This is a genomic window from Marinobacter shunpengi (assembly GCF_045449695.1).
Lineage (GTDB): Bacteria > Pseudomonadota > Gammaproteobacteria > Pseudomonadales > Oleiphilaceae > Marinobacter.
The window spans coordinates 23,738-48,107 of record NZ_JBJJKZ010000005.1; the positions used below are offsets into that span (position 1 = coordinate 23,738).

24 protein-coding genes and 1 other RNA gene are annotated in these 24,370 nt (G+C 62.2%); 22 read left to right on the plus strand and 3 right to left on the minus strand.

Features of this window, described 5'->3' with window-relative positions:
- Window positions 1-206: 206 nt before the first annotated feature.
- The 7 genes from rplM (at window position 207) to ACJO2E_RS01810 (ending at window position 5,088) form a co-directional block, all read left to right on the plus strand.
- Window positions 207-635, plus strand: a complete 429-nt coding sequence (rplM, locus tag ACJO2E_RS01780) for a 50S ribosomal protein L13 (RefSeq protein ID WP_406961267.1) — start codon at window positions 207-209, stop codon at window positions 633-635.
- Window positions 636-647: 12 nt separating this feature from the next.
- On the plus strand, window positions 648-1,040 hold the full coding sequence (gene rpsI / locus ACJO2E_RS01785) for a 30S ribosomal protein S9 (RefSeq protein ID WP_406961269.1): 393 nt from the start codon (window positions 648-650) through the stop codon (window positions 1,038-1,040).
- A gap of 243 nt (window positions 1,041-1,283) precedes the next feature.
- Window positions 1,284-1,880, plus strand: a complete 597-nt coding sequence (petA, locus tag ACJO2E_RS01790) for a ubiquinol-cytochrome c reductase iron-sulfur subunit (protein ID WP_406961271.1) — start codon at window positions 1,284-1,286, stop codon at window positions 1,878-1,880.
- Window positions 1,880-3,112, plus strand: a complete 1,233-nt coding sequence (locus tag ACJO2E_RS01795; RefSeq protein ID WP_406961273.1) for a cytochrome b — start codon at window positions 1,880-1,882, stop codon at window positions 3,110-3,112. The genes petA and ACJO2E_RS01795 overlap by 1 nt, the downstream gene beginning before the upstream one ends.
- Window positions 3,109-3,864: a cytochrome c1 gene (locus ACJO2E_RS01800; RefSeq protein WP_406961275.1), complete on the plus strand. Its 756-nt coding sequence runs from the start codon at window positions 3,109-3,111 to the stop codon at window positions 3,862-3,864. The genes ACJO2E_RS01795 and ACJO2E_RS01800 overlap by 4 nt, the downstream gene beginning before the upstream one ends.
- Window positions 3,865-3,972: 108 nt before the next feature.
- A complete protein-coding gene (locus ACJO2E_RS01805; protein WP_406961277.1) occupies window positions 3,973-4,602 on the plus strand; it encodes a glutathione S-transferase N-terminal domain-containing protein in 630 nt (209 codons plus the stop codon).
- 72 nt (window positions 4,603-4,674) lie between these two features.
- On the plus strand, window positions 4,675-5,088 hold the full coding sequence (locus tag ACJO2E_RS01810; RefSeq protein WP_406962359.1) for a ClpXP protease specificity-enhancing factor: 414 nt from the start codon (window positions 4,675-4,677) through the stop codon (window positions 5,086-5,088).
- Window positions 5,089-5,146: 58 nt separating this feature from the next.
- Here the strand turns inward: ACJO2E_RS01810 and ACJO2E_RS01815 are convergent, their stop codons facing one another.
- Genes ACJO2E_RS01815 through ACJO2E_RS01825 form a run of 3 tightly spaced genes read right to left on the minus strand, consistent with a single transcriptional unit; the run spans window position 5,147 to window position 8,164 of the window.
- Window positions 5,147-5,737: an SIS domain-containing protein gene (locus ACJO2E_RS01815; RefSeq protein ID WP_406961279.1), complete on the minus strand. Its 591-nt coding sequence runs from the start codon at window positions 5,735-5,737 to the stop codon at window positions 5,147-5,149.
- Window positions 5,734-6,141: a YraN family protein gene (locus ACJO2E_RS01820; protein WP_406961281.1), complete on the minus strand. Its 408-nt coding sequence runs from the start codon at window positions 6,139-6,141 to the stop codon at window positions 5,734-5,736. Before ACJO2E_RS01820 ends, ACJO2E_RS01815 begins: the two co-directional genes overlap by 4 nt.
- Before the next feature lies 1 nt (window position 6,142).
- Window positions 6,143-8,164 carry a penicillin-binding protein activator gene (locus ACJO2E_RS01825; protein ID WP_406961283.1) on the minus strand — a complete coding sequence of 674 codons (2,022 nt, stop codon included), beginning with the start codon at window positions 8,162-8,164 and terminating at the stop codon, window positions 6,143-6,145.
- A gap of 173 nt (window positions 8,165-8,337) precedes the next feature.
- Between ACJO2E_RS01825 and rsmI the strand changes: the two genes are divergently transcribed.
- From rsmI to ACJO2E_RS01900, 15 genes are all read left to right on the plus strand, one after another.
- The gene (rsmI, locus tag ACJO2E_RS01830) at window positions 8,338-9,159 is read left to right on the plus strand and encodes a 16S rRNA (cytidine(1402)-2'-O)-methyltransferase (RefSeq protein WP_406961285.1); all 822 of its coding nucleotides are present in this window, start codon (window positions 8,338-8,340) and stop codon (window positions 9,157-9,159) included.
- Window positions 9,160-9,199: 40 nt separating this feature from the next.
- An RNA gene (rnpB, locus tag ACJO2E_RS01835) (RNase P RNA component class A) lies at window positions 9,200-9,550 on the plus strand.
- Window positions 9,551-9,948: 398 nt separating this feature from the next.
- Window positions 9,949-10,401, plus strand: coding sequence for a division/cell wall cluster transcriptional repressor MraZ (mraZ, locus tag ACJO2E_RS01840; protein ID WP_406961287.1), 453 nt, complete (start codon window positions 9,949-9,951; stop codon window positions 10,399-10,401).
- Entirely contained in the window at window positions 10,398-11,387 is a 990-nt protein-coding gene (rsmH, locus tag ACJO2E_RS01845; protein WP_406961289.1) for a 16S rRNA (cytosine(1402)-N(4))-methyltransferase RsmH, read from the plus strand. Before mraZ ends, rsmH begins: the two co-directional genes overlap by 4 nt.
- Entirely contained in the window at window positions 11,384-11,800 is a 417-nt protein-coding gene (ftsL, locus tag ACJO2E_RS01850; RefSeq protein ID WP_406961291.1) for a cell division protein FtsL, read from the plus strand. The genes rsmH and ftsL overlap by 4 nt, the downstream gene beginning before the upstream one ends.
- Window positions 11,801-11,808: 8 nt before the next feature.
- Window positions 11,809-13,551, plus strand: coding sequence for a peptidoglycan D,D-transpeptidase FtsI family protein (locus ACJO2E_RS01855; protein ID WP_406961293.1), 1,743 nt, complete (start codon window positions 11,809-11,811; stop codon window positions 13,549-13,551).
- 4 nt (window positions 13,552-13,555) lie between these two features.
- Complete coding sequence (locus tag ACJO2E_RS01860; RefSeq protein ID WP_406961295.1) at window positions 13,556-15,040, plus strand: UDP-N-acetylmuramoyl-L-alanyl-D-glutamate--2,6-diaminopimelate ligase; 1,485 nt, start codon at window positions 13,556-13,558, stop codon at window positions 15,038-15,040.
- Window positions 15,037-16,422, plus strand: coding sequence for a UDP-N-acetylmuramoyl-tripeptide--D-alanyl-D-alanine ligase (locus ACJO2E_RS01865; protein WP_406961297.1), 1,386 nt, complete (start codon window positions 15,037-15,039; stop codon window positions 16,420-16,422). Before ACJO2E_RS01860 ends, ACJO2E_RS01865 begins: the two co-directional genes overlap by 4 nt.
- On the plus strand, window positions 16,407-17,492 hold the full coding sequence (mraY, locus tag ACJO2E_RS01870) for a phospho-N-acetylmuramoyl-pentapeptide-transferase (protein ID WP_406961299.1): 1,086 nt from the start codon (window positions 16,407-16,409) through the stop codon (window positions 17,490-17,492). Before ACJO2E_RS01865 ends, mraY begins: the two co-directional genes overlap by 16 nt.
- 14 nt (window positions 17,493-17,506) lie before the next feature.
- Window positions 17,507-18,847 carry a UDP-N-acetylmuramoyl-L-alanine--D-glutamate ligase gene (gene murD, locus ACJO2E_RS01875; protein WP_406961301.1) on the plus strand — a complete coding sequence of 447 codons (1,341 nt, stop codon included), beginning with the start codon at window positions 17,507-17,509 and terminating at the stop codon, window positions 18,845-18,847.
- Complete coding sequence (ftsW, locus tag ACJO2E_RS01880; protein ID WP_406961303.1) at window positions 18,847-20,043, plus strand: putative lipid II flippase FtsW; 1,197 nt, start codon at window positions 18,847-18,849, stop codon at window positions 20,041-20,043. The genes murD and ftsW overlap by 1 nt, the downstream gene beginning before the upstream one ends.
- Window positions 20,040-21,122 (plus strand): undecaprenyldiphospho-muramoylpentapeptide beta-N-acetylglucosaminyltransferase, encoded by a 1,083-nt coding sequence (murG, locus tag ACJO2E_RS01885; protein ID WP_406961304.1) that lies wholly within the window; start codon window positions 20,040-20,042, stop codon window positions 21,120-21,122. The genes ftsW and murG overlap by 4 nt, the downstream gene beginning before the upstream one ends.
- Complete coding sequence (gene murC / locus ACJO2E_RS01890) at window positions 21,115-22,560, plus strand: UDP-N-acetylmuramate--L-alanine ligase (protein WP_406961306.1); 1,446 nt, start codon at window positions 21,115-21,117, stop codon at window positions 22,558-22,560. Before murG ends, murC begins: the two co-directional genes overlap by 8 nt.
- Window positions 22,553-23,527 (plus strand): D-alanine--D-alanine ligase, encoded by a 975-nt coding sequence (locus ACJO2E_RS01895; RefSeq protein ID WP_406961308.1) that lies wholly within the window; start codon window positions 22,553-22,555, stop codon window positions 23,525-23,527. Before murC ends, ACJO2E_RS01895 begins: the two co-directional genes overlap by 8 nt.
- The gene (locus tag ACJO2E_RS01900) at window positions 23,520-24,359 is read left to right on the plus strand and encodes a cell division protein FtsQ/DivIB (protein WP_406961310.1); all 840 of its coding nucleotides are present in this window, start codon (window positions 23,520-23,522) and stop codon (window positions 24,357-24,359) included. Before ACJO2E_RS01895 ends, ACJO2E_RS01900 begins: the two co-directional genes overlap by 8 nt.
- Window positions 24,360-24,370: the final 11 nt, after the last annotated feature.

The window sequence follows — 24,370 nt, forward strand, 5'->3', positions numbered from 1 at the left end:
TTGGAATCGGCAACAGGTTCGTATATACTCCGCGCCCTGGCTTTTCATGGGGATAATGTCGGCTCAGCCCCGAACGACATTGTCCCGGTCCGGGAGCGCCCAAGGCGCCCCGGCCAACAGGTATAAAACCTTGTCTGGCGTCACTCCCACATCGCCGGCATAGAGGTTTTTAAACGTTTATTTTTGTAGCGTTCAAGGCGGATTCAATGAAGACTCTGAGTGCGAAACCAGAAACCGTAACGCGTGACTGGTACGTTGTAGACGCAGCCGGCAAGACGCTGGGTCGTCTGTCAACCGAGATCGCCCGTCGTCTGCGGGGCAAGCATAAGCCTGAGTACACCCCTCATGTCGATACTGGCGATTACATCGTGGTGATCAACGCCAGCCAGATCCAGGTCAGTGGCAGGAAGGCTCAGGCCAAGATGTACTACAGCCATACCGGCTTCCCCGGTGGTATCAAGTCCATCAACTTCGAGAAGCTTGTAGACAAGGCGCCGGAGCAGATTATCCAGAAATCTGTGAAGGGTATGCTGCCGAAGGGTCCCCTCGGCCGCGCCATGTTCAAGAAGCTGAAAGTCTATGCCGGTGCTGAGCATCCCCATGCAGCCCAGCAGCCCAAAGAACTCGACATCTAACGGAAGGCGGATATGTCTGTAACACAAAATTACGGTACTGGTCGCCGCAAGAACTCCACGGCTCGCGTCTTTATCAAGCCGGGAAGCGGTAACATTACGATCAATGGTCGTACCATTGAGCAGTTCTTCGGTCGTGAGACCCTGCGCATGATCGTTCGTCAGCCGCTGGTAGTGGCTGAGTCCACCGATCGCTTCGATATCCAGATCACCGTTGCCGGTGGCGGCACCAGTGGTCAGGCCGGCGCGATCCGTCACGGGCTGACCCGTGCGCTGATGGATTACGACGAGACCCTGCGTCCGGCACTACGCAAGGCCGGCTACGTTACCCGTGATGCCCGTCAGGTAGAGCGGAAGAAAGTGGGTCTGCGCAAGGCGCGTAAGCGTCCGCAGTACTCCAAGCGTTAAATCCGGTCCACGGATTTTTCGGAAAAACCCGGTCCCGTGCCGGGTTTTTTTATGGTTGGTCGAGAGCAGGTGCTAGCATGGCTGCAGGCTGGCTTTGTGGCCTGGCTGCCGGTTATCCGCTTGTAAGGTGCGGGTAATTTCATTACCATTTGTGCGCTTATAATTTTGGGTTGTGAAGTCCTTTTTCAATGTGTGAGCGGCCTGAAGGGCGGTAATCGCATTGCCTGATGGGAGAAAACCATAATGAACAATGGCGACGTTAGCCAGGGCCGACGCCGTTTCCTGATCGGCGCGACTTCGGTGGTTGGGGGTGTCGGCGTCGTCGGTGCGGCCGTTCCGTTTGTGGCGTCCTGGAATCCCAGTGCCAAGGCGGAAGCTGCTGGCGCACCGGTCACCGTCAATGTCAGCAAGCTTGAGCCTGGTCAGCAGATGACCGTTGAATGGCGTGGCAAGCCGGTCTGGGTTGTCCGCCGCACCGATGAGATGATCGAGCAAATCCGCGAAATGGACGACCGGGTCAAAGACCCGCTGTCCGAGGATGCCGCTCAGCCAGACTATATCGAGGGAGAACTCCGCTCCCTGAAAGATCAGTACTCCGTGCTGGTTGGCATCTGTACACACCTGGGTTGCTCTCCCCAGTTCCGTCCGGAAGTGGCTCCGGCCGATCTGGGGGAGAACTGGCTCGGCGGTTACTACTGTGCCTGTCACGGTTCCCGGTACGACCTCGCCGGTCGGGTTTATCCCAACCAGCCGGCTCCGGCCAACCTGGAGGTGCCGCCCCATCGTTTTGACGACGAAAACACCCTGACCGTCGGTCTGGATCCAGAGGGGGCTGCGTAATGAATAAGCTAATCAACTGGGTCGACGAGCGTCTTCCGGTCGTCGAGGCGTGGAACAAGCACCTGGCAAAGTACTACGCCCCCAAGAACTTCAATATCTGGTACTTCTTCGGTTCACTGGCCATGCTCGTGCTGGTCAACCAGCTTGTTACCGGTATCTGGCTCACCATGAGCTACAACCCCTCTGCGGAGGGCGCCTTCGCCTCCGTCGAGTACATCATGCGTGATGTGGAGTGGGGCTGGCTGCTCCGCTACCTGCATTCCACCGGTGCGTCGGCCTTCTTTGTGGTGGTGTACCTCCACATGTTCCGTGGCCTGATGTACGGCTCCTACCAGAAGCCCCGGGAACTGATCTGGATCTTCGGTATGCTGATCTACCTGGTGCTGATGGCCGAGGCCTTCATGGGCTACCTGCTGCCCTGGGGGCAGATGTCCTACTGGGGGGCCCAGGTCATCGTTAACCTGTTTGGCGCCATCCCCGTGATCGGCGACGACCTGTCCCTGTGGATTCGTGGTGACTACCTGATCTCCGGTATCACCCTGAACCGCTTCTTCGCCCTGCACGTGGTGGCGCTGCCGATCGTCCTGCTGGGGCTGGTGGTCCTGCACATCCTGGCGCTGCATGAAGTGGGTTCCAACAACCCTGACGGTATCGACATCAAGAAGAACAAGGACGAGAACGGCGTGCCTAAAGATGGTATTCCTTTCCATCCTTACTACACCGTTCACGACCTGCTTGGTGTTGCCGTGTTCTTCTTTGTCTTCTTTGTGGTGGTGTTCTTCTTCCCGGAGATGGGAGGGCTCTTCCTGGAAAAGCCGAACTTTGAGCCGGCCAACGCTCTGAAGACACCGGATCACATCGCCCCGGTATGGTACTTCACGCCGTTCTACGCCATGCTGCGTGCGGTAACCGTGGACCTGTTCGGTCTGGATGCCAAGTTCTGGGGTGTGGTCGTGATGGGTGCCGCCATTGCCATCCTGTTTGTGCTGCCGTGGCTGGACCGCAGTCCCGTGCGCTCCATCCGTTACAAGGGCTGGATCAGCAAGGTTGCCCTGATCATCCTGGCGGTAAGCTTCATTATCCTGGGCTATCTGGGCATCGTGCCGGCTACTGAAGGCCGTACGATGGTGGCACAACTGCTGACCACTCTGTATTTCCTCTACTTCATTCTCATGCCGTTCTACACGCGTTGGGAAAAAACCAAGCCAGTACCAGAGAGGGTGACAGGATGAAAAAACTGATTCTGGGTCTTTTCATGACAGTCCTGCCGGCTCTGTCGCTGGCCGCCGGCCCCAGTGTACCTCTGGACACGATGGAGCCGGATCATACCAATGATGCCTCCCTGCAGCGGGGTGCAGCCATGTTTATGAACTACTGCATGGGCTGCCACTCCCTGGAGTACGGTCGCTATAAGCGGGTTTCCGATGATCTGGGCATTCCGGCGGAACTGATGGAGGAGAACCTGATCTTCACCGGTGCCAAGATCGGCGAGCTGATGGAAATCGGTATGGACAAGGACGCTGCTGCCGACTGGTTCGGGAGTGCTCCGCCTGATCTGACCCTGGTGTCCAGGGTTCGGGGTGAGGACTGGCTCTACTCATATTTCCGTGCCTTCTACAAGGACGACACCCGGCCGCTGGGTGTGAACAATGCCGTTTTTGAGAACGTGGGTATGCCCCACGTGCTGGTGGACCTGCAGGGTCTCTGCGCCGTGCCGCCTAAAGTCGGTACCAACGCCAGTGTTGATCCGCTCAGCGGTAACGTCCGTGGCACCGATATCTGCGACGATTGGGCCATCGAAGGTAGCATGGAGCCCGCCGAGTTCAATCGGGCCATGTACGATCTGACCAACTTCCTGTCCTACATGGGTGATCCGGTCAAGGTCGAGCGTGAGCGTCTGGGTATTCTGGTTCTGATCTTTGTGGCGGTGTTCTTTATCTTCGCCTATCTGCTGAACCGTGAGTACTGGAAAGACGTGCACTGACGTTTTAGCGTATAATTGACGCTGACAAGACCCAGCGGGCCAAATTCTGGCCCGCTGGTTTTTTGCGTTCAGCAGTCGCTATCTGTCTTATTATCTTGGAGTCGTTCTATGGGCGTTGTGACCAAGAGGTCATCAATGACGTTTTTCTCGGACCCTGCCAGCCATTACAGCCATCGGGTTCGTATCGTGCTCGCGGAAAAGGGTGTCACCGTCGACGTTGTGGATGTAGATCCGGACAACCCGCCGTCAGAGCTCGCGGACCTGAATCCGTACAATGCCCTGCCGACCCTGGTGGACCGTGACCTGGTGCTTTATGAGCCCAACATCATGATGGAGTACCTGGATGAGCGTTTCCCGCATCCACCACTGCTGCCAGTGTACCCGGTGGCCAGGGCAAACAGCCGATTGATGATTCATCGCATCCAGAAGGACTGGTGTGGCCTGGTGGACCAGATCCTGGCAGAGCCTTCGGCGAAATCATCGGATCCGGCCCGCAAGGAGTTGCGGGAGAGCCTGCAAGCCACCGCGCCGCTGTTCGGCGAAATGCCGTTCTTCCTGTCCGAGGAATTCACTATCGTCGATTGCTGCATTGCACCGATCCTCTGGCGATTGCCGTCACTGGGTATTGAGCTGGATGCCAAGCAGGCGAAGCCGATTACCAAGTACATGGACCGGATCTTTGCCCGTGAAGGGTTCAAGGCAAGTCTGTCGGACCTGGAAGAAGACATCCGCAGTTAATGGACGGGTACGCCGCCAATGGTGTCGTACCCCGAAAGCCGGGAGAGCAATGTGTCTGAACACAAGGTGACAATGACGTCCAGCCGTCCCTATCTGGTCAGGGCTTTCAACGAGTGGATACTGGATAATCACTGCACGCCTCATATCGTGGTGGACGCCAGTATCCAGGGAGTGCAGGTTCCCGCTGACCATGTGGCGAACGGGCAGATTGTGCTCAATATCAGCCCATCGGCTGTAAAGGCGCTGGCTATCGGTGATGAGGCCCTGGAGTTCAGTGCCCGGTTTGGTGGCGTGCCGATGCAGGTCTACATCCCGCTGCCGGCAGTGATGGCCATCTATGCCCGGGAAAACGGTGAGGGTATGGTCTTTGGCAGTGAGCCGGGATCACCCGACCCGGATGGAGGCAAGTCCCGGGAGTCTGAACGCGATACAAAAGATGATTCCGGGCGCCCCAGCGGTCGGCCCAGCCTCAAGGTCGTCAAATAGGCGAACCTCTCTTTGCTGACTGGCTGGCGTTCCGGCCGGTCAGCCACTCCCCCTTTTTCTAACCGCCGAACAGGTTCTGTTCGACCAGGCGGCACAGCGCGCCGGTGATCAGTATCATGATCGGTGTGGCGGCGACTGGGTCCAGATCGTTGAGGGTGATTTCCAGGTCCTGGGCCTGCAGCAGTGAGCTGATGTCCGTCTTGTCCTTGGCGCTGATGACGATAACGCCGATCTCGCGGTCGTGGGCCGCCTGGATGGCCTGGATCAGATTCGCCTTGTGGCCGTCATCCACGAACACCACGAGAGTGTCGCCGGGTTTGCCTATGGCTGTTACCTGGCGAGCGAAGGTGTCATTGAACCGGTTGTCCCGGCAGATGGCGGAATAGGTGGTGGCATCGGCCCCCAGGTTGATGGCCGGTAAGCCCGGCCTGTCCTGGTTCAGGCGCCCCAGTAGTGCCGTGCAGAAGTACTGGGCAATGGTGTTGGCGTTGCCATTGGCACAGGCCAGGATCTTGCCATCACCCAGAAGCGTCCTGACCAGGGCGTCCGCCACGTCAGGGATAAGGGGCGTGGCCAGGCTGGCAGCCATGGCCGTGTGCTCCATGTGGTCAGCAAACCACTGACTGACATCGTCTTCGCTGTTACTCATGGTTCTGCCTGAATAGCATTCCTGATCCACTGAATCCGGTACTTGTGGGTATCGCCCGGGGCGATGGACACGACATCGATCCGGCTGTCGTGATTCCAGAGTCCGTGACGGTGAAGGTAGTAGGTGGCCGCCCTTACCAGGCGTTGCTGCTTGCGCCAGCCGATGGAGCCGGCGCCGTCCGTCAGGCCGCCCCGTTTCCGGAACCTTACCTCGAAAAACACCAGCGTCCGGTCATCCCAGCCGATCAGGTCGATCTCACCACCACGACTGTGTACATTGCGATCCACGATGGTAACGCCGCGACTGGTCAGGTAGCGTGCGGCCACGCCTTCAGCCTCGTGGCCCTGCTGCTTGCGGGTGCTGGCCGCTCCCTGTCGTTCCTGCTTGCCTTCCCTGGCCGTCATTTCAGTTTATCACGCTGTCCGTTTCTTCTCCGGTTTCAGGCTCGCTATCGTCCTCGTCCTGTTCGGAGGCGATAACGGGCTCCCCTTCGTCGAACACGCCCCACATCTGATGGCGGTGAACCCGGTTGTTGGCATCGAGCCAGAGCTCACCTGTATGACCGGTTACCCGGCTGTCGGCTATCTGCTGCATCAGCGGCAGGTTGATGCTCAGGGTCCAGGCGTCGGCTCCCATGGCAAAGAGCCTGCCCAGAGGGCCGTCCAGATTGTCGAACGACTCGTAGGCCTGCTGGCGGAACTCGGGTTCCCGGTCCAGTATCCAGGGCAGGTCGGTGAAGTAGACGCCATTGATATCCCGGTCACGAGCCGGGGAGGGACGTCCGCTGTAGATGATGGACGGGGAGAACACTGGCACATCGTTGGCGTAGTAGAAGGAGAACAGGGGCTTGAACTGCCGCGCGATCATCGGTTCCGCCACCATGATAATGGATTCCGCGTCCTGGCGACGACGGGGTTCGAACTCGATGTTCAGGCCCATGGTCCGCTCCAGTTCAATAGCCCGTTCGCGGCTGATATTAATGCCCAGCAGCTCGGCGCTCACATCCCGGAAGTTGTCTTCCTCCGAGTAGCGTTCCATATCCAGGATAATACCACCGAGTTCCTGCATGCGTTCTTCCAGGGCCGATGCGATTCGGTCTCCCCAGTCGCCTTCGGGAATCAGCACCAGGGCCTGGCCGACACCATCCTCGACAATCCGCTCGGCAATCTGGCGGGCCTCGTCCTCCACCGACAGGCCGAACTGGAACAGTTGCGCCGGTGTGGGGCCGTCCTGCTCGGGTGCGTAGTTCAGGGCCAGTACCGGCACGGGGAGATCGGAGCGGCTGGCCAGGGCCGCGACCTCATCCTTGGCCAGGGGGCCCACGATCAGGTCGGGGTCGCTGGCCAGCAATTCCGGTAGGACCTCCTCGAAGGGGCGGCCATTGGTGTCCACGATGGTAATGGACGTGTTTGACGGGGTGGCCGGCTCGGGGGGCTGTGCGCGGCGGTTTCCTTCATCCCCCTCCAGGGCGGTGTCCTGGTCGCTGCTGCTTTCATTGTTTCTGGTTGCGGTCACCTGGGCACCGTTGCCGGCACTGTCGTTGGTGGTGACTGCTGCCTGGGCACTTTCCTGTTCGGCGGCATAGTAGGCAGCCAGGAAGCCCTCACGAACCATATTACCGGCGGCGGACAGTGGTCCGGACAGGGGGAGCGCCAGGGTAATGCGCTCCGGGCGCTGCTCCAGTACCTGGGTCAGCAGGGCCAGCTCGGTGGGGACGGTTTCGGCACCGGGGTGGCCTGACCAGTTGAAGCGCCAGTTACGCACGGCGTGACCCTGGGCCTCCAGGCTCATGCCTGGCTGCCGGAGGGTGGCCGCCAGTTCGTACCAGCCCTGGTTTTCGAAGCCGATGGCGGATGTGGCGGTGTCATTCAGGGCGGCGTCCGGGGTTTCCTTCAGGGTCTGCCAGATGCGGTCGTTCAGTTGCTGGCGGTCAATGCCCAGCAGTTCCGGCTGGATGTTCATCAGGAACCGGGCTGATGGTAGCGGAGCCTGGGCCAGGCTGTAGGCGTCGTCCTGAAGCTGGGCAGCCCTGGCCTGGAGGTCCTCCGGGTACTGCTGGTACTGGGTTTCGGGCATGGCGGCCACCAGGTCGGCAGCCCACTCCCGGTCCTCAAGTGCCACGGCGCTGTCCATGCTCAGCAACAGGTACTGGTCGGCCACCTCCGGTGCGGGCTCGTCAAAGGCCGTGCTGAGCAGTACCTCGCGGGCATATTCGTGCTCGCCACGCTCCTGGAAGGTGGCGGCTGACCGTAGCAGGAAACGCTGGGTTTCCAGTCCGGCGGAGAGTTCCTGGGCCGCCGACAGGGCATCGCCCGCAGACTGCAGGGAACTGTCCTGCAACTGGATGGGTGTGCATCCACTGGCCAGCAGGGCAGTCAATGTGGATGCCACGGCAAGGCGACGCAGGTTCGGGAGGTGACAACGCATATCAGGCAGGGCTCCTTGAGGTGCCGGCACGGTGCCGGCATAGTGTCTCTCTAATTGGTCGTGTCAGGGGCTGCAAGTTTACCAGCTTGGCGGCCATTTCACAGTTTCATAGCGGGGATTTTGGGTTGGAAGCGGATCAAGCGACATTGACGCCCGTCGGTACACTTTTCATCGTGGCAACACCCATCGGCAACCTGGATGACCTCACCGCCCGCGCGGGGCAGGTGCTGGGGCAGGTTGACCTGGTGGCAGCGGAGGATACCCGCCATAGCGGCCGGCTGCTGCAGCACCTGGGTATACACAAACCCATGTGGGCCCTGCATGACCACAATGAGCGGGAGCGGGCGTCGGCACTGTTGGACCGTATCGGACAGGGGGAATCGGTAGCGCTGATATCTGATGCCGGTACGCCGCTGATTTCCGATCCCGGCTATGTGCTGGTCAGGGAGGCGCGGCAGCGGGGTATCCGGGTCAGCCCCGTGCCGGGGGCCTGCGCCATGGTGGCGGCCCTGAGTGCGGCCGGATTACCCACGGACAGGTTCCTGTTCGAGGGCTTCCTGCCCGCCAAGGCGTCTGGCCGGCGCAAGGCGCTGGCTGCCCTGTCCCGGGAGACTGCGACCCTCGTGTTCTATGAATCGCCCCGCCGTATTCGCGATCTGCTGTCGGATATGGCGCAGGTCTTCGGTGGCGACCGGGAGGTAGTGCTGGCGCGGGAGCTGACCAAGACCTTTGAAACCTTCTACCCGGGGCAGGTGGCGGATGTTCTCGTCAGGCTTGAGGGTGACCCCAATGCAGGCAAGGGGGAGTATGTGGTCATGGTGGCTGGGGCTCCGCCCGTGCAGGAAGAGGGTTCCGCTGTTGATGCCGACCAGGTGCTGGCCCTTCTGTTGCCGGAGCTGCCGGTAAAGAAAGCGGCCAGGATTACCGCGGAACTGACGGGGCGCTCCCGCAACGAATTGTACCAGCGGGCCCTGGAACTCCGTGATTCCCGATAAATCCCTTGCGCCGCTCCCGGTGCGGGGGTATGGTCTCGCCTGAGCTCGCCAGACAGTCGCCGCCGGTATCGCCGGGGGAGGAAAGTCCGGGCTCCGCAGGGCAAGGTGCCAGGTAACGCCTGGGCGGCGCGAGCCGACGGAAAGTGCAACAGAAAGTATACCGCCTAAGCGCCTTCGGGCGCCGGTAAGGGTGAAATGGTGCGGTAAGAGCGCACCGCGTGGCTGGCAACAGTCCACGGCGATGGTAAACCCCACCTGGAGCAAGACCAAATAGGAGTCCTATGGCGTGGCCCGCGCTGGACTCGGGTAGGTTGCTTGAGGTCTGTGGCAACGCAGGCCCTAGATGAATGACTGTCCACGACAGAACCCGGCTTATCGGCGAGCTCTCCTTTCCTTTTTTCATTAAGATATTGTCAGCCCTGTCGTAATGTGGGATGTGTAGTTTTACGACAGGATTTTATATAGCAAAAAAATCTTAGACTTCGTTCATTTTCTCCGAAAGTTTTTGCAGGCTTTTGATTTGCCGGAAGTTCTCCCCCGTCTCTTTCCGTATATCCTTTTTGTTCCCCGCTAACCCCTTGTCATTAAAGAAACTTTCGTAATGTGCGCGCTCTTTTTAGCGCTTGCATTGTGGTAGGCGTGTTCCTATAGTGTGCAGAAGTGGGAAAAAGTGGAAAATCGTGGTTTGTGGTGGTTCAGCAGTGGTGGCCGGTGGGTCATGGTGTGAGAACTCACCAGCGGGAAGTCACATAACAGGCAGGAGCGGCAGCAGGGTCTGCACCTTGAGCGATGAGCAACTTTCTTGGCAGTCACGCAATCAACATGGACGCAAAGGGTCGCCTGGCGATTCCTGCCCGTGTGCGTGAAGAACTCCAGGATGAGTGCAATGGTCGCATCGTGCTCACAGCCAATGCCGATGAGGAGCGCTGTCTTCTTATCTATCCCGAGCCGGTCTTCGAGAATGTGCGCTCCCAGGTGCTCGCGCTTCCCAACATGAACCGGAAGGCCCGCCGACTTCAGCGGCTGATCCTCGGCCATGCCACTCCCCTTGAACTGGATTCCGCCGGTCGTGTGCTGGTGCCACCCACGCTGCGTTCCTACGCGCGACTGGAGAAGAAACTTATGTTGATTGGTCAGGGCAAGAAGCTGGAGCTCTGGAGTGAGGAGCGCTGGTTCGCCTGGCTGGATGAGTCCGATGATGACGATGAAATGCCGCCGGAAATGGAGGCCCTGTCGCTATGATCGACGGGCGCTCCTTCGACCCGGAGGCGGGGCAGTCGCTTCATCGTTCCGTGTTGCTGGACCAGGCGGTGGACCTGCTGGTGGTTCAGCCCGGGGGGCGTTTTATCGATGGCACCTTCGGTCGCGGTGGTCACAGTCGGTTGATATTGAAGCGGTTGGAGGGCGATGGCCGGCTGATCGGCATCGACAAGGACCCGGAGGCGGTCCGGTTTGGTGAAGCTCTGGCGGCCGAAGACGGCCGCTTCGTCGTTTATCACGGTTCATTCGCCGATATGGATGACGCAGCGTCCGGGCAGGACTGGGAAGCCGGGTCCGTGACCGGGGTGTTGCTGGATCTGGGCGTATCGTCGCCCCAGCTGGATGACGCGGAACGCGGCTTCAGCTTTATGAGTAACGGCCCCCTGGATATGAGGATGGACACGTCCCGAGGGCCCAGTGCGGCGGAATGGCTGAACACTGCGGCGGAGAAGGAGATTGCCGACGTGATCTGGCGCTTCGGTGAGGAACGTTTTTCCCGCCGCATTGCCAGGGTCGTGGTCCAGCAACGGGCCGAGGAGCCACTGGCCACTACACGCCAGTTTGCGGAGCTGGTCCGGAAGGCGGTTCCGAAGAAGGAAAAGCACAAGCATCCGGCGACGCGGAGCTTCCAGGCGGTGCGGATCTTCATCAACCGTGAGCTGGAAGACCTGGAGTCAGGCCTGGAAAAGGCCGTGCAACTGTTGGCGCCGGGTGGTCGGCTGGTAGTGATCAGTTTCCATTCCCTGGAGGACCGGATCGTCAAGCGGTTCATGAGGGATCTGTCCCGCGGGCCGCAGTTGCCTCGCGGGTTGCCGGTGCGGGCGGAAGAGGTGGAGCCGCCCTATCGGACCGTGGGCAAGGCCCTGAAGGCCAGTGAGCCCGAGATACAGGAAAATGTCCGTGCACGTAGCGCCGTGATGAGGGTTCTTGAGCGCCGTGCCGACGATAAGGGAGTGGCATCGGAATGAGTGCAGTCACACTGGAAAAGCCGGCAAAGGCGCCGGTACTGACCCGGGACAACGTGCGTACGCGGGTGTCCGACGCGCTGAAACTGTCCGCGCGGATTTTTCACGCTCTGTCAGAGCCCCGGGTGGTGGTCACCCTGGGTCTGGCGGCGCTGCTGATCGGTTCGGCCATTGGCGTGGCGGTCAGCGCCCACCAGAACCGGGAGTTGTACAACACCCTGGCGGAACTACAGGCACAGCGGGACGGTTACCAGCGGCAGTGGAGTCAGCTGCTGCTGGAGCAAAGTGCCCTGAGTGCTCACGGCCGGATTGAGCATAAGGCCGTGGAGGAACTGGATATGGTCGTGCCCGGCCAGGAACACATAGTACTGGTGCCCTATGCCAGCACTGGATCGGCGATAGCCGCAGGTAGATAGAGTCGATCATGGCCCGGAATCAGGAATCCGTCACACTCATGCAGAAAGTCGCCGCCGGGCTCCAGGCCTGGCGGTTTGGCTGTGTACTGGGGGTATTCCTGATGGTGACAGCGGTGCTGGGATGGCGGCTGGTGGACCTGCATGTGGTGGACCAGGAATTCCTGCGTCAGCAGGGGGATGTCCGCACCATCCGCGTGGACAGTATTGATGCCCACCGTGGCATGATCACCGATCGCTATGGTGAGCCCCTGGCGGTCAGTACGCCGGTGGAGACCCTGTGGGCCAACCCCGGCGAGGTGGACCCGGACGACCCTCGCCTTACCACGGCGGCCAGCCTGCTGGGTATCAACGAGGCACGGCTGCGCCAGCGCCTGCGGGACTATTCCTCGCGGGAGTTTATCTATGTCCGTCGCAAGATCCAGCCGTCCCTGGCACGGGAGGTCCTGGGGCTGGAAATTCCGGGGCTGTACAGTCGTCAGGAGTACAAACGGTACTATCCAACCGGTGAGGTCGCCGCGCATCTAGTGGGCTTTACCAATATTGATGAACAGGGTCAGGAAGGTATCGAGCTGTCGTATAATGATTGGCTCAGTGGCGTTCCCGGGCGCAAGCGCGTGCTTCGGGACAACCGCGGCCGCCTGATCCGGGACCTGTCTCTGATCCGTGATGCCAAGCCCGGGAAGGACCTGACCCTAAGCCTTGACCTGCGCCTGCAGTACCTGGCTTACCGTGAGCTCAAGGCGGTGGTTCAGGCCCATGATGCCCGGGGCGGAACCCTGGTCATGCTGGACGTGTCCACGGGTGAGGTTCTGGCCATGGTTAACCAGCAATCCTACAACCCCAACGATCGGGCATCCCTGAGCCCCGAGAAGCTGCGCAACAAGGCGCTCACGGACCTCTTCGAACCCGGTTCCACCATGAAGCCTCTGGCCATGGCGGCGGCTCTGGAGTCCGGGGAGTACCAGGTCGATTCAATGATCGATACGTCGCCGGGCTACCGTCGCTTCGGGCGTTTTACCATCCGTGATCATCGCAATTACGGACAGCTGTCCATGACAGGGATCATCTCCCGTTCCAGCAACGTTGGCATCAGCATGATCGCCAATGATATCGGGGGGGATGTGATCAGGGACTTCTATTTTCATCTGGGCCTCGGCCAGCCTACCGGTATCGGTTTCCCCGGTGAGGCGGTCGGGGTGTTGCCCATGACCAGCGACTGGCGTCCCGTGGAGGAGGCCACCCTGTCCTATGGCTATGGCATGAGCGTGAATGCCCTGCAACTGGCCCAGGCCTACATGGTGGTGGCCAACGGCGGCACCCGCTACCCGGTGACACTGAACCGCCGGGACGAGCCCGCTGTCGGGCAGCGTGTGATGTCGGAAACCGTGGCCGCCCAGGTCCGTGACATGCTGCAGGAAGTGGTGGAGAACGGCACCGGAAAGCGTGCCAACCCGGCGCTCTACACGGCTGGCGGCAAGACCGGCACCGTGCACCTGGTGGGCGCACACGGCTATGAGGACAGCCAGTACAAGGCCATCTTTGCCGGCATGGCGCCCATGGACAACCCGCGAATTGTGACTGTGGTGGCCGTGGACGCCCCGCAGGGAGGAGATTACTACGGTGGTGAAGTCGCCGCACCGGTGTTCGCCCGCGTTATGAGCGATGCCCTGCGGCTGCTGAATGTGAGACCAGAGCTGACCGCTGTGGAAGCGGCCGCCCAGACGCCCGGCCAGTCCGGGGAGCGAGGGTAGGTTCATGTGCATGACGTCACTGAGTACGCTGATGCAGGGCATTGTTGAGGTGCCTTCGGTCTTTGATGTCACCATCCATGGTTTGCGAACGGACAGCCGGCAGGTGGCCAAGGGCGATGCCTTCGTGGCCCTGTCCGGCAGTCGAACGCCGGCGGATCACTATGTTGACGACGCCATCCGCGCCGGCGCTATCGTGGTTATCCTGGAGGTTGCGGAGCCGGCCCCCTGCTACGAGTACCAGGGGGCGTTGGTGGTTCCGCTGCCCTCCCTGCGCCGGAACCTGGGGCGCATTGCCGACCGCTTCTATGAGCATCCGTCCCGGCGAATGCGGCTGGTTGGCGTCACCGGAACCAACGGCAAGACATCCGTCAGCCACTTCATCGCACAATTGCTGAACGCCGCGGACATTCCCTGCGGCGTGCTTGGCACCCTGGGCTATGGTATGCCCGGCAACCTGACCACATCGACCCACACCACCCCCGATGTGGTGGAGGTGAACCGGGCGCTGTTCGATATGGCGCGCAAGGGGGCAAGAGCCGTGGCCATGGAGGTGTCTTCCCACGCTCTGGACCAGGGGCGTATCGATGGTGTCACCATGACCGGTGCGGTGTTCACCAACCTGACCCGGGATCACCTGGATTACCACGGCTCCATGGAGGCCTATGGCCAGGCCAAGGCCTCGCTGTTTGCGCGGGAAGGGCTGCATTTCGCCATCATCAATATCGATGATCCGTTCGGTCGCCAACTGCACGAACAAACGGATGGTCTCTGTGACCGGGTTCGATACAGTCTTCACGAATCCCAGACAGAACTGTGGCTGACCCGCTTCGTGCCGTCCCCCGACGGTTTCGAGGCGGATGTCGATGGTCAGTGGGGGAGCTTCTCCGTATCCGCGCCCCTGATGGGCAGCTTTAATGCCAGCAACCTGTTGGCGGCCATGGCGGCGGTGTTGAGTCTGGGGGTGTCCGTGGACACCGTGACCCAGGCCGTAAGCCGCCTTGAACCACCACCTGGTCGTCTGGAGAGCTTTGCCGGTCCTGCTGGCGTGCGGGTGGTGGTGGATTACGCCCACACCACGGATGCCCTGGCCAATGCCCTGGCGGCACTGCGACCCCACACCTCAGGCCAGTTGATCTGTGTGTTCGGCTGCGGCGGTGACCGCGACACCGGCAAGCGACCTGAGATGGCCCGCGAAGCGGAACGTGTCGCGGACCGGATCATCATCACGGATGACAACCCCCGTACCGAATCTCCCGAGACCATTGTGGGGGACATCCTCCGGGGGCTGGAAAACCGGGAATCCGCCACGGTCATCCACGATCGTGCCGACGCCATCCGCACTGCCATTGATATGGCCAGGCCAGGCGATGTCGTATTGGTGGCGGGCAAGGGCCATGAGGCCTGGCAGGAGCGCAACGGCAAGCGCACGCCCTTCAGTGATGTGGCCCATGTACAGGAGGCCCTCGGTCTCAATGGGGGTGCTGCATGATGCGGGCGTTGTCCCTGGCGGAGATCGCCCGGGTGCTGGGTGTCAAGGCGCCTGCGGCTGCCGGTTCGGCCCGTGATATCTGCACCGATACCCGGGCGTTGCAGCCGGGAGACCTGTTTGTTGCCCTGCGGGGCGAACGATTTGACGGCCACGGCTTCCTGGAAACCGCCCGGGAGGTGGGCGCCGTCGCGGCGGTGGTTGATACCGCCGATGCGAAAGTGGCGCTGCCGCAACTGGTGGTGCCGGACACTATCCAGGCACTGGCGGATCTGGCCCGCCGCAACCGGGAGCTCAGCGACGCCCGGGTAATTGCGGTCACCGGTAGCAGCGGCAAGACCACACTCAAGGAAATGCTGTCGGCCATCCTCTCCAATGAGGGTGCAACACTCGCCACCCTGGGGAACCTGAACAATCACATCGGCGCACCGCTGACCTTGTTCCGGCTGTCGCCGAAGCACCGTTACGCGGTCATCGAGCTGGGCGCCAGTGGTGTGGGTGAGATCACCCATACCGTTGCTGCCACACGTCCTGAAGTGGCGGTGATCACCAATGCCGGCGAGGCCCACCTGGAGGGCTTCGGCAGTTACGAGAACATCGTCCTGGCCAAGGGCGAGATTATCGATGGCGTCGTTGACGGCGGCACGGTAGTACTCAACCGGGACGACCCGGCCTTCGGCACCTGGAAAAAGCGCGCCGGAAACCGTCGGGTGGTGTCCGTCAGTGCCCGGGGGGACGCTGCGGATTACCGGTGCATCGGTTACCGGTTCGGGGACGGTGCCTACACCATCCAGGTGGAGACGCCGGACCATGGTGAGCGCTCGCTGGTCCTGAAACTGCCGGGTGAGCACAACATCTGCAACGCGTTGCTGGCCATGGCCGCTGCCGAGGCGGTTGGTGCCGGTGACACCGCCGTTCGTCAGGGGCTGGAGGCAGTGCGGCCCGCCGCCGGTCGGCTTGAGCGCAAGCGCCTCAATGACCGCGTGACCGTGATCGATGACAGTTACAACGCCAACCCGACCTCCATGAAGGCGGCCCTGGATGTCCTGGCCCGGGAGGCTTCCACCCGTGTCGCGGTACTGGGCGGCATGGCCGAGCTTGGTCCGGAGGGTGATCGCCTGCATCGGGAGGTGGGAGAGCACGCCCGCAACCAGGGTATCGAACAGCTGCTGGTGGTGGGTACGACGGAAGGGTGCGATGCACTGGTTTCGGGTTTCGGTGACGACGCCCGTCGGTTTGACACACACCAGCAGGCCGTGGAATGGCTGCTGGCCCATATGACCGGGCCCATGACTGTACTGGTCAAGGGATCCCGCAGTTCTGCCATGGACCAGGTAGTAAAGATGTTACAAGAAAAGGTGAACAATCCATGCTGCTCTGGCTGACAGAACTGCTATCGCCATACATCACCGAACTGACGGTGTTCCAGTACCTGACGCTGCGGGCCATCCTCGGCATCCTCACGGCGCTGGTTATCTCCCTGCTGATCGGTCCCATGATGATCCGCAAGCTGAGCCAGTACCAGATTGGGCAGGCAGTGCGTGACGATGGCCCCCAGACCCATCTCAGCAAGGCCGGTACCCCGACCATGGGGGGGGCGCTGATCCTGGTGGCGGTGGCCGTCACCACTTTGCTGTGGGCGGACCTGGACAACCGTTACGTCTGGATCACCCTGGCGGTAACCATGGGCTTTGGTGCCATCGGCTGGGTGGATGACTATCGCAAGGTGGTGGAGCGCAATCCCCGGGGCCTGCCGGCCCGCTGGAAGTATTTCTGGCAGTCGGTGATCGGCGCGACAGCGGCGGTGGCCCTGTTCTACAGCTCGTCGCTGCCCCAGGAAACATCGCTCTATTTGCCGTTCTTCAAGAATGTCTCCCTGACCCTGGGGCCGGTCCTGTTCATCCTGCTGACCTATTTCGTGATTGTCGGCAGCAGCAACGCGGTCAACCTGACCGACGGCCTGGACGGGCTGGCGATCATGCCCACGGTGATGGTGGGGGGCGCGCTGGCGGTATTCGCCTACGTGTCCGGCCACTCGCAGTTTTCCGACTACCTGCTGATTCCCCACTTGCCGGGCAGCGGGGAGCTGATTGTGTTCTGTGGCGCCCTGGTAGGCGCGGGCCTGGGCTTCCTGTGGTTCAACACCTATCCGGCCCAGGTGTTCATGGGCGATGTGGGGGCCCTGGCATTGGGGGCGGCGCTCGGGGTGGTGGCGGTCATCGTCCGCCAGGAGATCGTGCTGTTCATCATGGGGGGCGTCTTCGTGATGGAGACCATTTCGGTGATCCTGCAGGTGGGGTCCTACCGGCTGACCGGCCGGCGGATCTTCCGCATGGCGCCCCTGCATCATCACTTTGAACTCAAGGGCTGGCCGGAGCCCCGGGTGATTGTCCGCTTCTGGGTGATCACCGTGATTCTGGTACTGATCGGGCTCTCGAGCCTGAAACTGCGATAGGAACGGGAACAAGCATGGCTGTAATCGCATCGGATCGTCGCACACTGGTGGTTGGCCTGGGTAAGACCGGGCTCTCCTGCGTGCGCTATCTGACCGACCTCGGGCGCGAGGTATCGGTGGCGGACAGTCGTGCCCAGCCGCCGGGAATGGACGAATTGCGCGCCGACTACCCCGACATCGAGGTGCGTACCGGCGAGTTCGACAGCGACTGGTTCCGCACCTTCAACGAACTGGTGGTCAGCCCGGGCATTGCCGTTGCCGAGCCGGCCATCGCTGCGGCTGCGGAGCAGGGTGCCCGTATCCGGGGCGACATCGATCTGTTTGCCGAGGCGGCGCAGGCGCCGATTATTGCCATCACCGGCTCCAACGGCAAGACCACGGTAACCACCCTGGTGGGCGAACTGGCGGCGGCCTGTGGGGTCAGGGCCGCCGTGGGCGGTAACATTGGTACACCGGCGCTGGAACTGCTGGCGCAGACGCCGGACATGTACATCCTGGAACTGTCCAGTTTCCAGTTGGAAACTACCCACGAACTGAACGCCGAGGTGGCCACGGTCCTCAACGTCAGCGACGACCATATGGACCGCTATCCCTCCAAGATGGCGTACTACCAGGCCAAGCAACGCATCTTCCGGGGCGCCCGCAATGCGGTGGTCAACCTGGACGATGCCCTGAGCACGCCCATGGCCCGGGACACCCTGAACTTCATCTGTTACGGCTTCCACCGGGTGAACCCGGAGACCTTCAGCACCCGCGAGGACGAGCATGGGCTGTGGATCACCTGGGGTCTGGACAATCTGCTGAACACCGCCGACCTGAAACTGGCGGGGCTGCACAACGTCAGCAACGTTATGGCGGCCCTGGCCATCGGCCTGGCCGCCGGCTGGTCGCTGGAGACCATGGTACGGGCGGTCCGTGACTTCCGGGGACTGCCCCATCGCTGCGAACCGGTCCGGACGGTGAACGGCGTCGAGTACATCAACGACTCCAAGGGCACCAACGTGGGGGCCACCGTGGCGGCCCTGGACAGCCTGGCGCCCGCCTGCAACCGGATCGTCCTGATTGCCGGTGGTGATGGCAAGGGTGCGGACTTCAGCCCCCTGGCACGGCCGGTGTCCGAACATTGCCGGGCCGTGGTGCTGATTGGGCAGGATGCCGGACGACTCCGCGAGGTGCTGGCTGGCGGCATGAAGGTGATCACCGCCCATTCCATGGCTGAGGCGGTCACCCTGGCCTCCGACCTGGCCCATGAGGGCGACCGGGTGCTGCTGTCCCCGGCCTGCGCCAGTTTCGATATGTTCACCGGCTACGAGGACCGTGGTGAGCGGTTCCGTCTGGCCGTGGAGGGCTTGTGATGCAGGCGGCGAACATTCATCCGGCAAGGGTTTATCGGGGGCTCTGGTCCCAGCCGCTGCCGTGGCTGGTGGTCAGTGCTGGCACCCTGCTCATGCTGGGTGTGGTGATGATCGCGTCCGCCTCCATGGACACCGCTGCCGCCAACCTGGGCAACAGCTACCACTATGCCGTGCGTCAGTTGCTGTTTGCAGGCCTTGGTTGTGCCCTGGCACTGGCTGCCGCCAACGTGCCGGTGTCCTGGTGGTATCGCAGTGGCTGGCTGTTGCTGGCCATTGGTATGGCGTCCCTGTTGCTGGTACTTACCCCCCTGGGCAAGACCGTCAATGGTTCCACCCGCTGGATCCCGCTGGGGCTGTTCAACGTGCAGGTATCCGAGGTGGCCAAGCTGTGCCTGATTGCCTACCTGGCGGGGTATGTGGTGCGCCGCCGGGACGAACTGGTGAACACCTGGTGGGGATTCGTCAAGCCGGTGCTGGTGCTAGGCCTGGCGTCGGCCCTGCTGGTAATACAGCCGGACTTTGGCGCCACCGTGGTATTGATGACGGCGGCCCTGGGCATGATCTTCCTCAGCGGGGTCCGGCTGAGCCGGTTCATGCCGTTGATCGCCGTGTGCGTGATCCTGGGGGCTGCACTGGTGGTTACACAGCCCTACCGACTCAAGCGGGTGGTGAGTTACCTGGATCCCTGGCAGGACCAGTACAACTCCGGCTACCAGCTTACCCAGTCACTGATCGCCTTCGGGCGCGGCGAGTGGTCCGGCGTGGGCCTGGGCAACTCCATCCAGAAGCTGTTCTACCTGCCGGAAGCCCACACCGATTTCATCTTCGCCATCACGGCGGAAGAGTTCGGTCTGTTGGGGTCCATGGCGGTGCTGGCGCTGTTCGCGGTGTTGGTGCTGTCAGGCTTTGCCATCGCCCGCAAGGCGGAAAAGCAGGGCATGGGGTTCGCCGCCTGCTTCGCCTATGGCCTGACCCTGCTGTTGGGCCTGCAGGCGATGATCAATATAGCGGTCAATACCGGGCTGCTGCCCACCAAGGGCCTGACCCTGCCGTTGATGAGCTACGGCGGATCCAGCCTGATTGTGGTCTGTATCAGCATCGGCATCCTGGTGCGCATTGAAATGGAGCGTCAGCAGCAACTGTCACCCGATACGGACGACAAAACGGTAGCCCCGCGGCCGAGGGGGGCATCATGACCCCACGGCGTTTCCTCGTCATGGCCGGTGGTACCGGCGGCCACGTGTTCCCGGCCCTGGCAACCGCCCGCCGGCTCCAGGAGCTGGGGCATGAGGTGCAGTGGCTGGGCTCCGCCGGTGGTATGGAGGAACGGCTGATTGCCGACACCGATATCCCGCTGTCGGTGATCAGCGTATCCGGCCTCCGGGGCAAGGGGCGCCTGGCGCTGCTGTTGGCACCATTCCGGTTGATCCGGGCGCTGTGGCAGGCGCTCCGGGTGATGAACCGGGTAAAGCCGGACTGCGTGATCGGTATGGGCGGTTTTGTCACCGGGCCGGGTGGCCTGTCCGCCTGGCTGACCCGCCGGCCGCTGCTGGTCCATGAACAGAACGCCATTGCCGGCATGACCAACCGGATCCTGGCGCGTCTGGCCGAGACCGTGATGGAAGCCTTCCCGGGGAGTTTCGGTGAAGGCGTCGTGACCCGGTGTACCGGCAATCCGGTCCGCTCCGATGTGGCGGCCATACCTGTCCCCGATGAGCGTATGGCGGATCGCACCGGCAGGATTCGTATCCTGGTGGTGGGGGGAAGCCTGGGCGCCCAGGCGATCAATGAAAAGATGCCGGCCGCCTTGGCCCGACTACCCGGGGAACAGCGCCCGGAAGTCCGCCACCAGTGTGGCGAGCGCAACCATGAGGCGGCGCTGGCGGCCTACGAGAGCGCCGGTGTGGAGGCGTCCGTAGAGACCTTCATCAAGGATATGGCGGAAGCCTATGCCTGGGCCGACCTGGTGGTCTGCCGGGCCGGGGCGCTGACTATATCGGAGCTTTGCGCGGCGGGCATCGGTGCGTTGCTGGTGCCGTTCCCCCATGCGGTGGACGACCACCAGACCCGCAATGCGGATTACATGGTCAAGGCCGGGGCGGCCCTGCTGATGCCCCAGCGCAAACTGACCGATGACTTGCTGGCAGATACCCTGGCGGACCTGCTGGGGAGCCGCGAACACATTATTGACATGGCACGTGCAGCCCGTACGCTGGCGCGCCCCGATGCAACGGAGAGAGTCGTGAATTACTGTCTGGAGGCTGCCCATGTCTGAGGTAACCAACCCGCCCCTGGTCTACCAGGTGCCGGAAATGCGCCGCATCCGCCACATCCACTTCGTTGGCATTGGCGGTGCCGGCATGTGCGGTATTGCCGAAGTGCTCCGCAACCAGGGCTATGACGTGTCCGGTTCCGACCTCAGGGAAAGCCCGGTCACGGATCGCCTGAAGGGGCTGGGCGTGACGATCCATATCGGTCATCGGGAAAGTAACAGCGACGCGGCGGACGTGGTCGTGGTGTCCACGGCGGTCGGTTCCGACAATCCGGAAGTGACCTCGGCCCGCAGCCGGCGGGTGCCCATCGTGCCCCGGGCGGAGATGCTGGCGGAAATCATGCGCTACCGCCACGGCATTGCGGTGGCCGGTACCCATGGCAAGACCACCACCACCAGCCTGATTGCCTCGATCCTTGGCGAAGCGGGCCTGGATCCCACGTTCGTGATTGGTGGCAAGCTCAACAGCGCCGGCACCAATGCCCAGCTTGGCGACAGCCGCTATCTGGTGGCGGAAGCGGATGAGAGCGACGCCTCCTTCCTGCACCTGACGCCGGTGATCTCGGTGGTGACCAACATCGAGGCGGACCACATGGACACCTACGGTGGCGATGTGGCGCAGCTCAAGAAGACCTTTGTGGAGTTTCTCCATAACCTGCCGTTCTATGGCGTCGCGGTGATGTGCCTGGACGACCCCTACGTGGAGGAAATCCTGCCCCGGATTTCCCGGGCCATCATCACCTACGGCATCGATCGGGAAGACGCCGACTACCGTGCCGTCGATATAGAGACTGACGGTCTCAGCACCCGTTTCCTGGTGAAGCGTCCTGGTGGCCTCAGTGACCTCAAAGTGAAGTTGCGCATGCCCGGGCGCCATAACGTACTCAACGCCCTGGCGGCCATTGCCGTGGCCACTGACGAAGGCGTGGCGGACGCCGCTATCTGCCGTGGCCTGGCCGGTTTTGCCGGTGTTGGCCGCCGGTTCCAGGTCTACGGTGACTACCCCATGGGCAAGGGCAGCGTGACCCTGGTGGACGACTATGGCCACCATCCCACGGAAGTGGAGGCGGTCATCCGCGCCGCCCGGGACGCCTGGCCGGGCCGGCGTCTGGTCATGCTGTACCAGCCGCACCGGTATTCCCGTACCCGGGACCTGTATGAGGACTTTGTGCGGGTACTGTCGGACGTGGACACCCTCCTGATGATGGACGTGTATTCGGCGGGGGAAAGCCCAGTGCCCGGCGCGGATGCCCGCTCCCTGTGCCGGAGTATCCGGCAGCGGGGGCAGGTGGACCCGATCTTTGTCGAGGATGCCAGCGAACTGGAGGGGGTGCTCAGGAATATCCTGCAGGAGGGGGATATCCTTATGACCCAGGGCGCCGGCGATATCGGCGGAGTATCAGCAAAACTGGCAGCAAACGGAGTGATTGGACGTGGCTGAGTCCCGGTACCGTAACTACAAGGTCAGCGCAGAAACCCGCGAACGGCTGGGGCGTGTGGCTGTCTTCATGGGTGGGGATTCCGCCGAGCGGGAAGTTTCCCTCAAGAGCGGTCAGGCGGTGACCCGCGGCCTGCAGGATGCCGGTGTCGATGCGTTCTCCGTGGATGTGACCGGGTGCCTGCTGAAAGCCGTGGAAGATGCCGACTTCGACCGGGTATTTATCGCCCTCCATGGCCGTGGCGGCGAGGACGGTACCCTGCAGGCCATCCTGTCCCAGGCCGGTATTCCCTATACCGGCAGCGAAATGCTGGCATCGGCCCTGGCCATGGACAAACTGCGGACCAAGTTCGTGTTTGCCGGTTGCGGTCTGCCGACGCCTGCCTTCCGGGCCATGAACGGTGAAGACGAGGCCGGTGCCATCGTGTCGGACCTCAGGTTCCCGCTGAGCGTGAAGCCGTCCCGGGAAGGCTCCAGCATCGGCGTGCGCAAGGTCCGCAACCGGGATGAACTGGTCGCGGCCTACCGGGAAGCGGCCACCCATGATCCGCTGGTACTGGTGGAGGAGTGGATCGAAGGGCCGGAATACACCGTCAGCATCCTGCAGGATAAGGCCCTGCCGGTGATCGGCCTGAGCACCGATCACGATTTCTATGATTACGATGCCAAGTACCTGGCCGACGACACCCAATACCGGGTGCCCTGCGGGCTGGACGAGTGGCAGGAGACCCTGATCCAGAACCTGGCGGTGGAGGCCTTCCGGGTGATTGGCGGCCGTACCTGGGGCCGTGTCGACATCATGGAAGACGAGGAAGGGCGTTTCTGGTTGCTGGAGGTGAATACCGTACCGGGCATGACGGACCACAGCCTGGTGCCGATGGCGGCCCAGGCAGCGGGTATCGGCATGTCGGAGCTGGTGGTGAGGATCCTGCTGGACACCCTGGAAACCGGAGAGGGCGACGATGCTTGAGCAGATGCTGCTGAGAGGCCGGTTTGTACCGTCGGAGCCGCCGAAACGGCGCGGGGCGACGTCTGCCGAGCCTGATCAGGGTCTGCTGGATGTACTGGCACAGCTGTTTGGCAGTGTGCCCTGGACAAAACTTGGGCTGGGCATGGCGGTGGTGCTGGTCACCGCCATGGTGCCCTGGGGAACGGGCCAGCTCCTGGCCGCTATGGACCGTCAGTTCATGCACGTGGAGGTGGTCGGGGCCCTGAAGGGCGAGAGTCGCAATGCCCTGGAGCGCCACACCGGTGAGTGGTTGGGCAAGAGCTTTTTTACCACCGACCTGGCCGACATCAAGGTGTCGCTGGAGCAGCGCCCCTGGGTGGAGAGCGCGGCCGTAAGGCGGGAATGGCCCGACCGGCTGGTGGTGGAAGTGCGTGAACACAAGCCGCTGGCCTACTGGAATGACCGGGCGTTGATCAGTCGCACCGGCGAAGTCTTCCGGCCCGGCAACCGTGACGTGGCGGGGGGGCTACCCAGGCTGCGGGGCCCGGAAGGGCGGTCACGGGAGGTGATCGATATGGGCCGCACCATGGCGAATGCGCTGGAGGCCCGGGGCATGGGTTTCGCCGGGATTGCGCTGGAGGAACGGGGGGCCTGGACCCTGACCCTGGCCAACGGCATCGAAGTGGCGCTGGGCCGTGACCAGGTTGAACAACGGTTTGAACGCTTCCTGACCGTATACGGCGAGCGACTGGCCAGCCGGGCGGATCAGGTGGAACGAATTGACGCCCGCTACACCAATGGGGTGGCGGTCCGGTGGAAACCGCTGGCCCAGGCGTCGGACAACAATTCATGAATGGCTATTGG

Excerpts from the sequence above, each read along its gene's own strand:
- rplM (WP_406961267.1), top strand. The coding sequence starts at position 207 with ATGAAGACTCTGAGTGCGAAACCAGAAACCGTAACGCGTGACTGGTAC.
- rpsI (WP_406961269.1), top strand. The coding sequence starts at position 648 with ATGTCTGTAACACAAAATTACGGTACTGGTCGCCGCAAGAACTCCACG.
- petA (WP_406961271.1), top strand. The coding sequence starts at position 1,284 with ATGAACAATGGCGACGTTAGCCAGGGCCGACGCCGTTTCCTGATCGGC.
- ACJO2E_RS01795 (WP_406961273.1), top strand. The coding sequence starts at position 1,880 with ATGAATAAGCTAATCAACTGGGTCGACGAGCGTCTTCCGGTCGTCGAG.
- ACJO2E_RS01800 (WP_406961275.1), top strand. The coding sequence starts at position 3,109 with ATGAAAAAACTGATTCTGGGTCTTTTCATGACAGTCCTGCCGGCTCTG.
- ACJO2E_RS01805 (WP_406961277.1), top strand. The coding sequence starts at position 3,973 with ATGGGCGTTGTGACCAAGAGGTCATCAATGACGTTTTTCTCGGACCCT.
- ACJO2E_RS01810 (WP_406962359.1), top strand. The coding sequence starts at position 4,675 with ATGACGTCCAGCCGTCCCTATCTGGTCAGGGCTTTCAACGAGTGGATA.
- ACJO2E_RS01815 (WP_406961279.1), bottom strand. The coding sequence starts at position 5,737 with ATGAGTAACAGCGAAGACGATGTCAGTCAGTGGTTTGCTGACCACATG.
- ACJO2E_RS01820 (WP_406961281.1), bottom strand. The coding sequence starts at position 6,141 with ATGACGGCCAGGGAAGGCAAGCAGGAACGACAGGGAGCGGCCAGCACC.
- ACJO2E_RS01825 (WP_406961283.1), bottom strand. The coding sequence starts at position 8,164 with ATGCGTTGTCACCTCCCGAACCTGCGTCGCCTTGCCGTGGCATCCACA.
- mraZ (WP_406961287.1), top strand. The coding sequence starts at position 9,949 with ATGAGCAACTTTCTTGGCAGTCACGCAATCAACATGGACGCAAAGGGT.
- rsmH (WP_406961289.1), top strand. The coding sequence starts at position 10,398 with ATGATCGACGGGCGCTCCTTCGACCCGGAGGCGGGGCAGTCGCTTCAT.
- ftsL (WP_406961291.1), top strand. The coding sequence starts at position 11,384 with ATGAGTGCAGTCACACTGGAAAAGCCGGCAAAGGCGCCGGTACTGACC.
- ACJO2E_RS01855 (WP_406961293.1), top strand. The coding sequence starts at position 11,809 with ATGGCCCGGAATCAGGAATCCGTCACACTCATGCAGAAAGTCGCCGCC.
- ACJO2E_RS01860 (WP_406961295.1), top strand. The coding sequence starts at position 13,556 with ATGTGCATGACGTCACTGAGTACGCTGATGCAGGGCATTGTTGAGGTG.
- ACJO2E_RS01865 (WP_406961297.1), top strand. The coding sequence starts at position 15,037 with ATGATGCGGGCGTTGTCCCTGGCGGAGATCGCCCGGGTGCTGGGTGTC.
- mraY (WP_406961299.1), top strand. The coding sequence starts at position 16,407 with ATGCTGCTCTGGCTGACAGAACTGCTATCGCCATACATCACCGAACTG.
- murD (WP_406961301.1), top strand. The coding sequence starts at position 17,507 with ATGGCTGTAATCGCATCGGATCGTCGCACACTGGTGGTTGGCCTGGGT.
- ftsW (WP_406961303.1), top strand. The coding sequence starts at position 18,847 with ATGCAGGCGGCGAACATTCATCCGGCAAGGGTTTATCGGGGGCTCTGG.
- murG (WP_406961304.1), top strand. The coding sequence starts at position 20,040 with ATGACCCCACGGCGTTTCCTCGTCATGGCCGGTGGTACCGGCGGCCAC.
- murC (WP_406961306.1), top strand. The coding sequence starts at position 21,115 with ATGTCTGAGGTAACCAACCCGCCCCTGGTCTACCAGGTGCCGGAAATG.
- ACJO2E_RS01900 (WP_406961310.1), top strand. The coding sequence starts at position 23,520 with ATGCTTGAGCAGATGCTGCTGAGAGGCCGGTTTGTACCGTCGGAGCCG.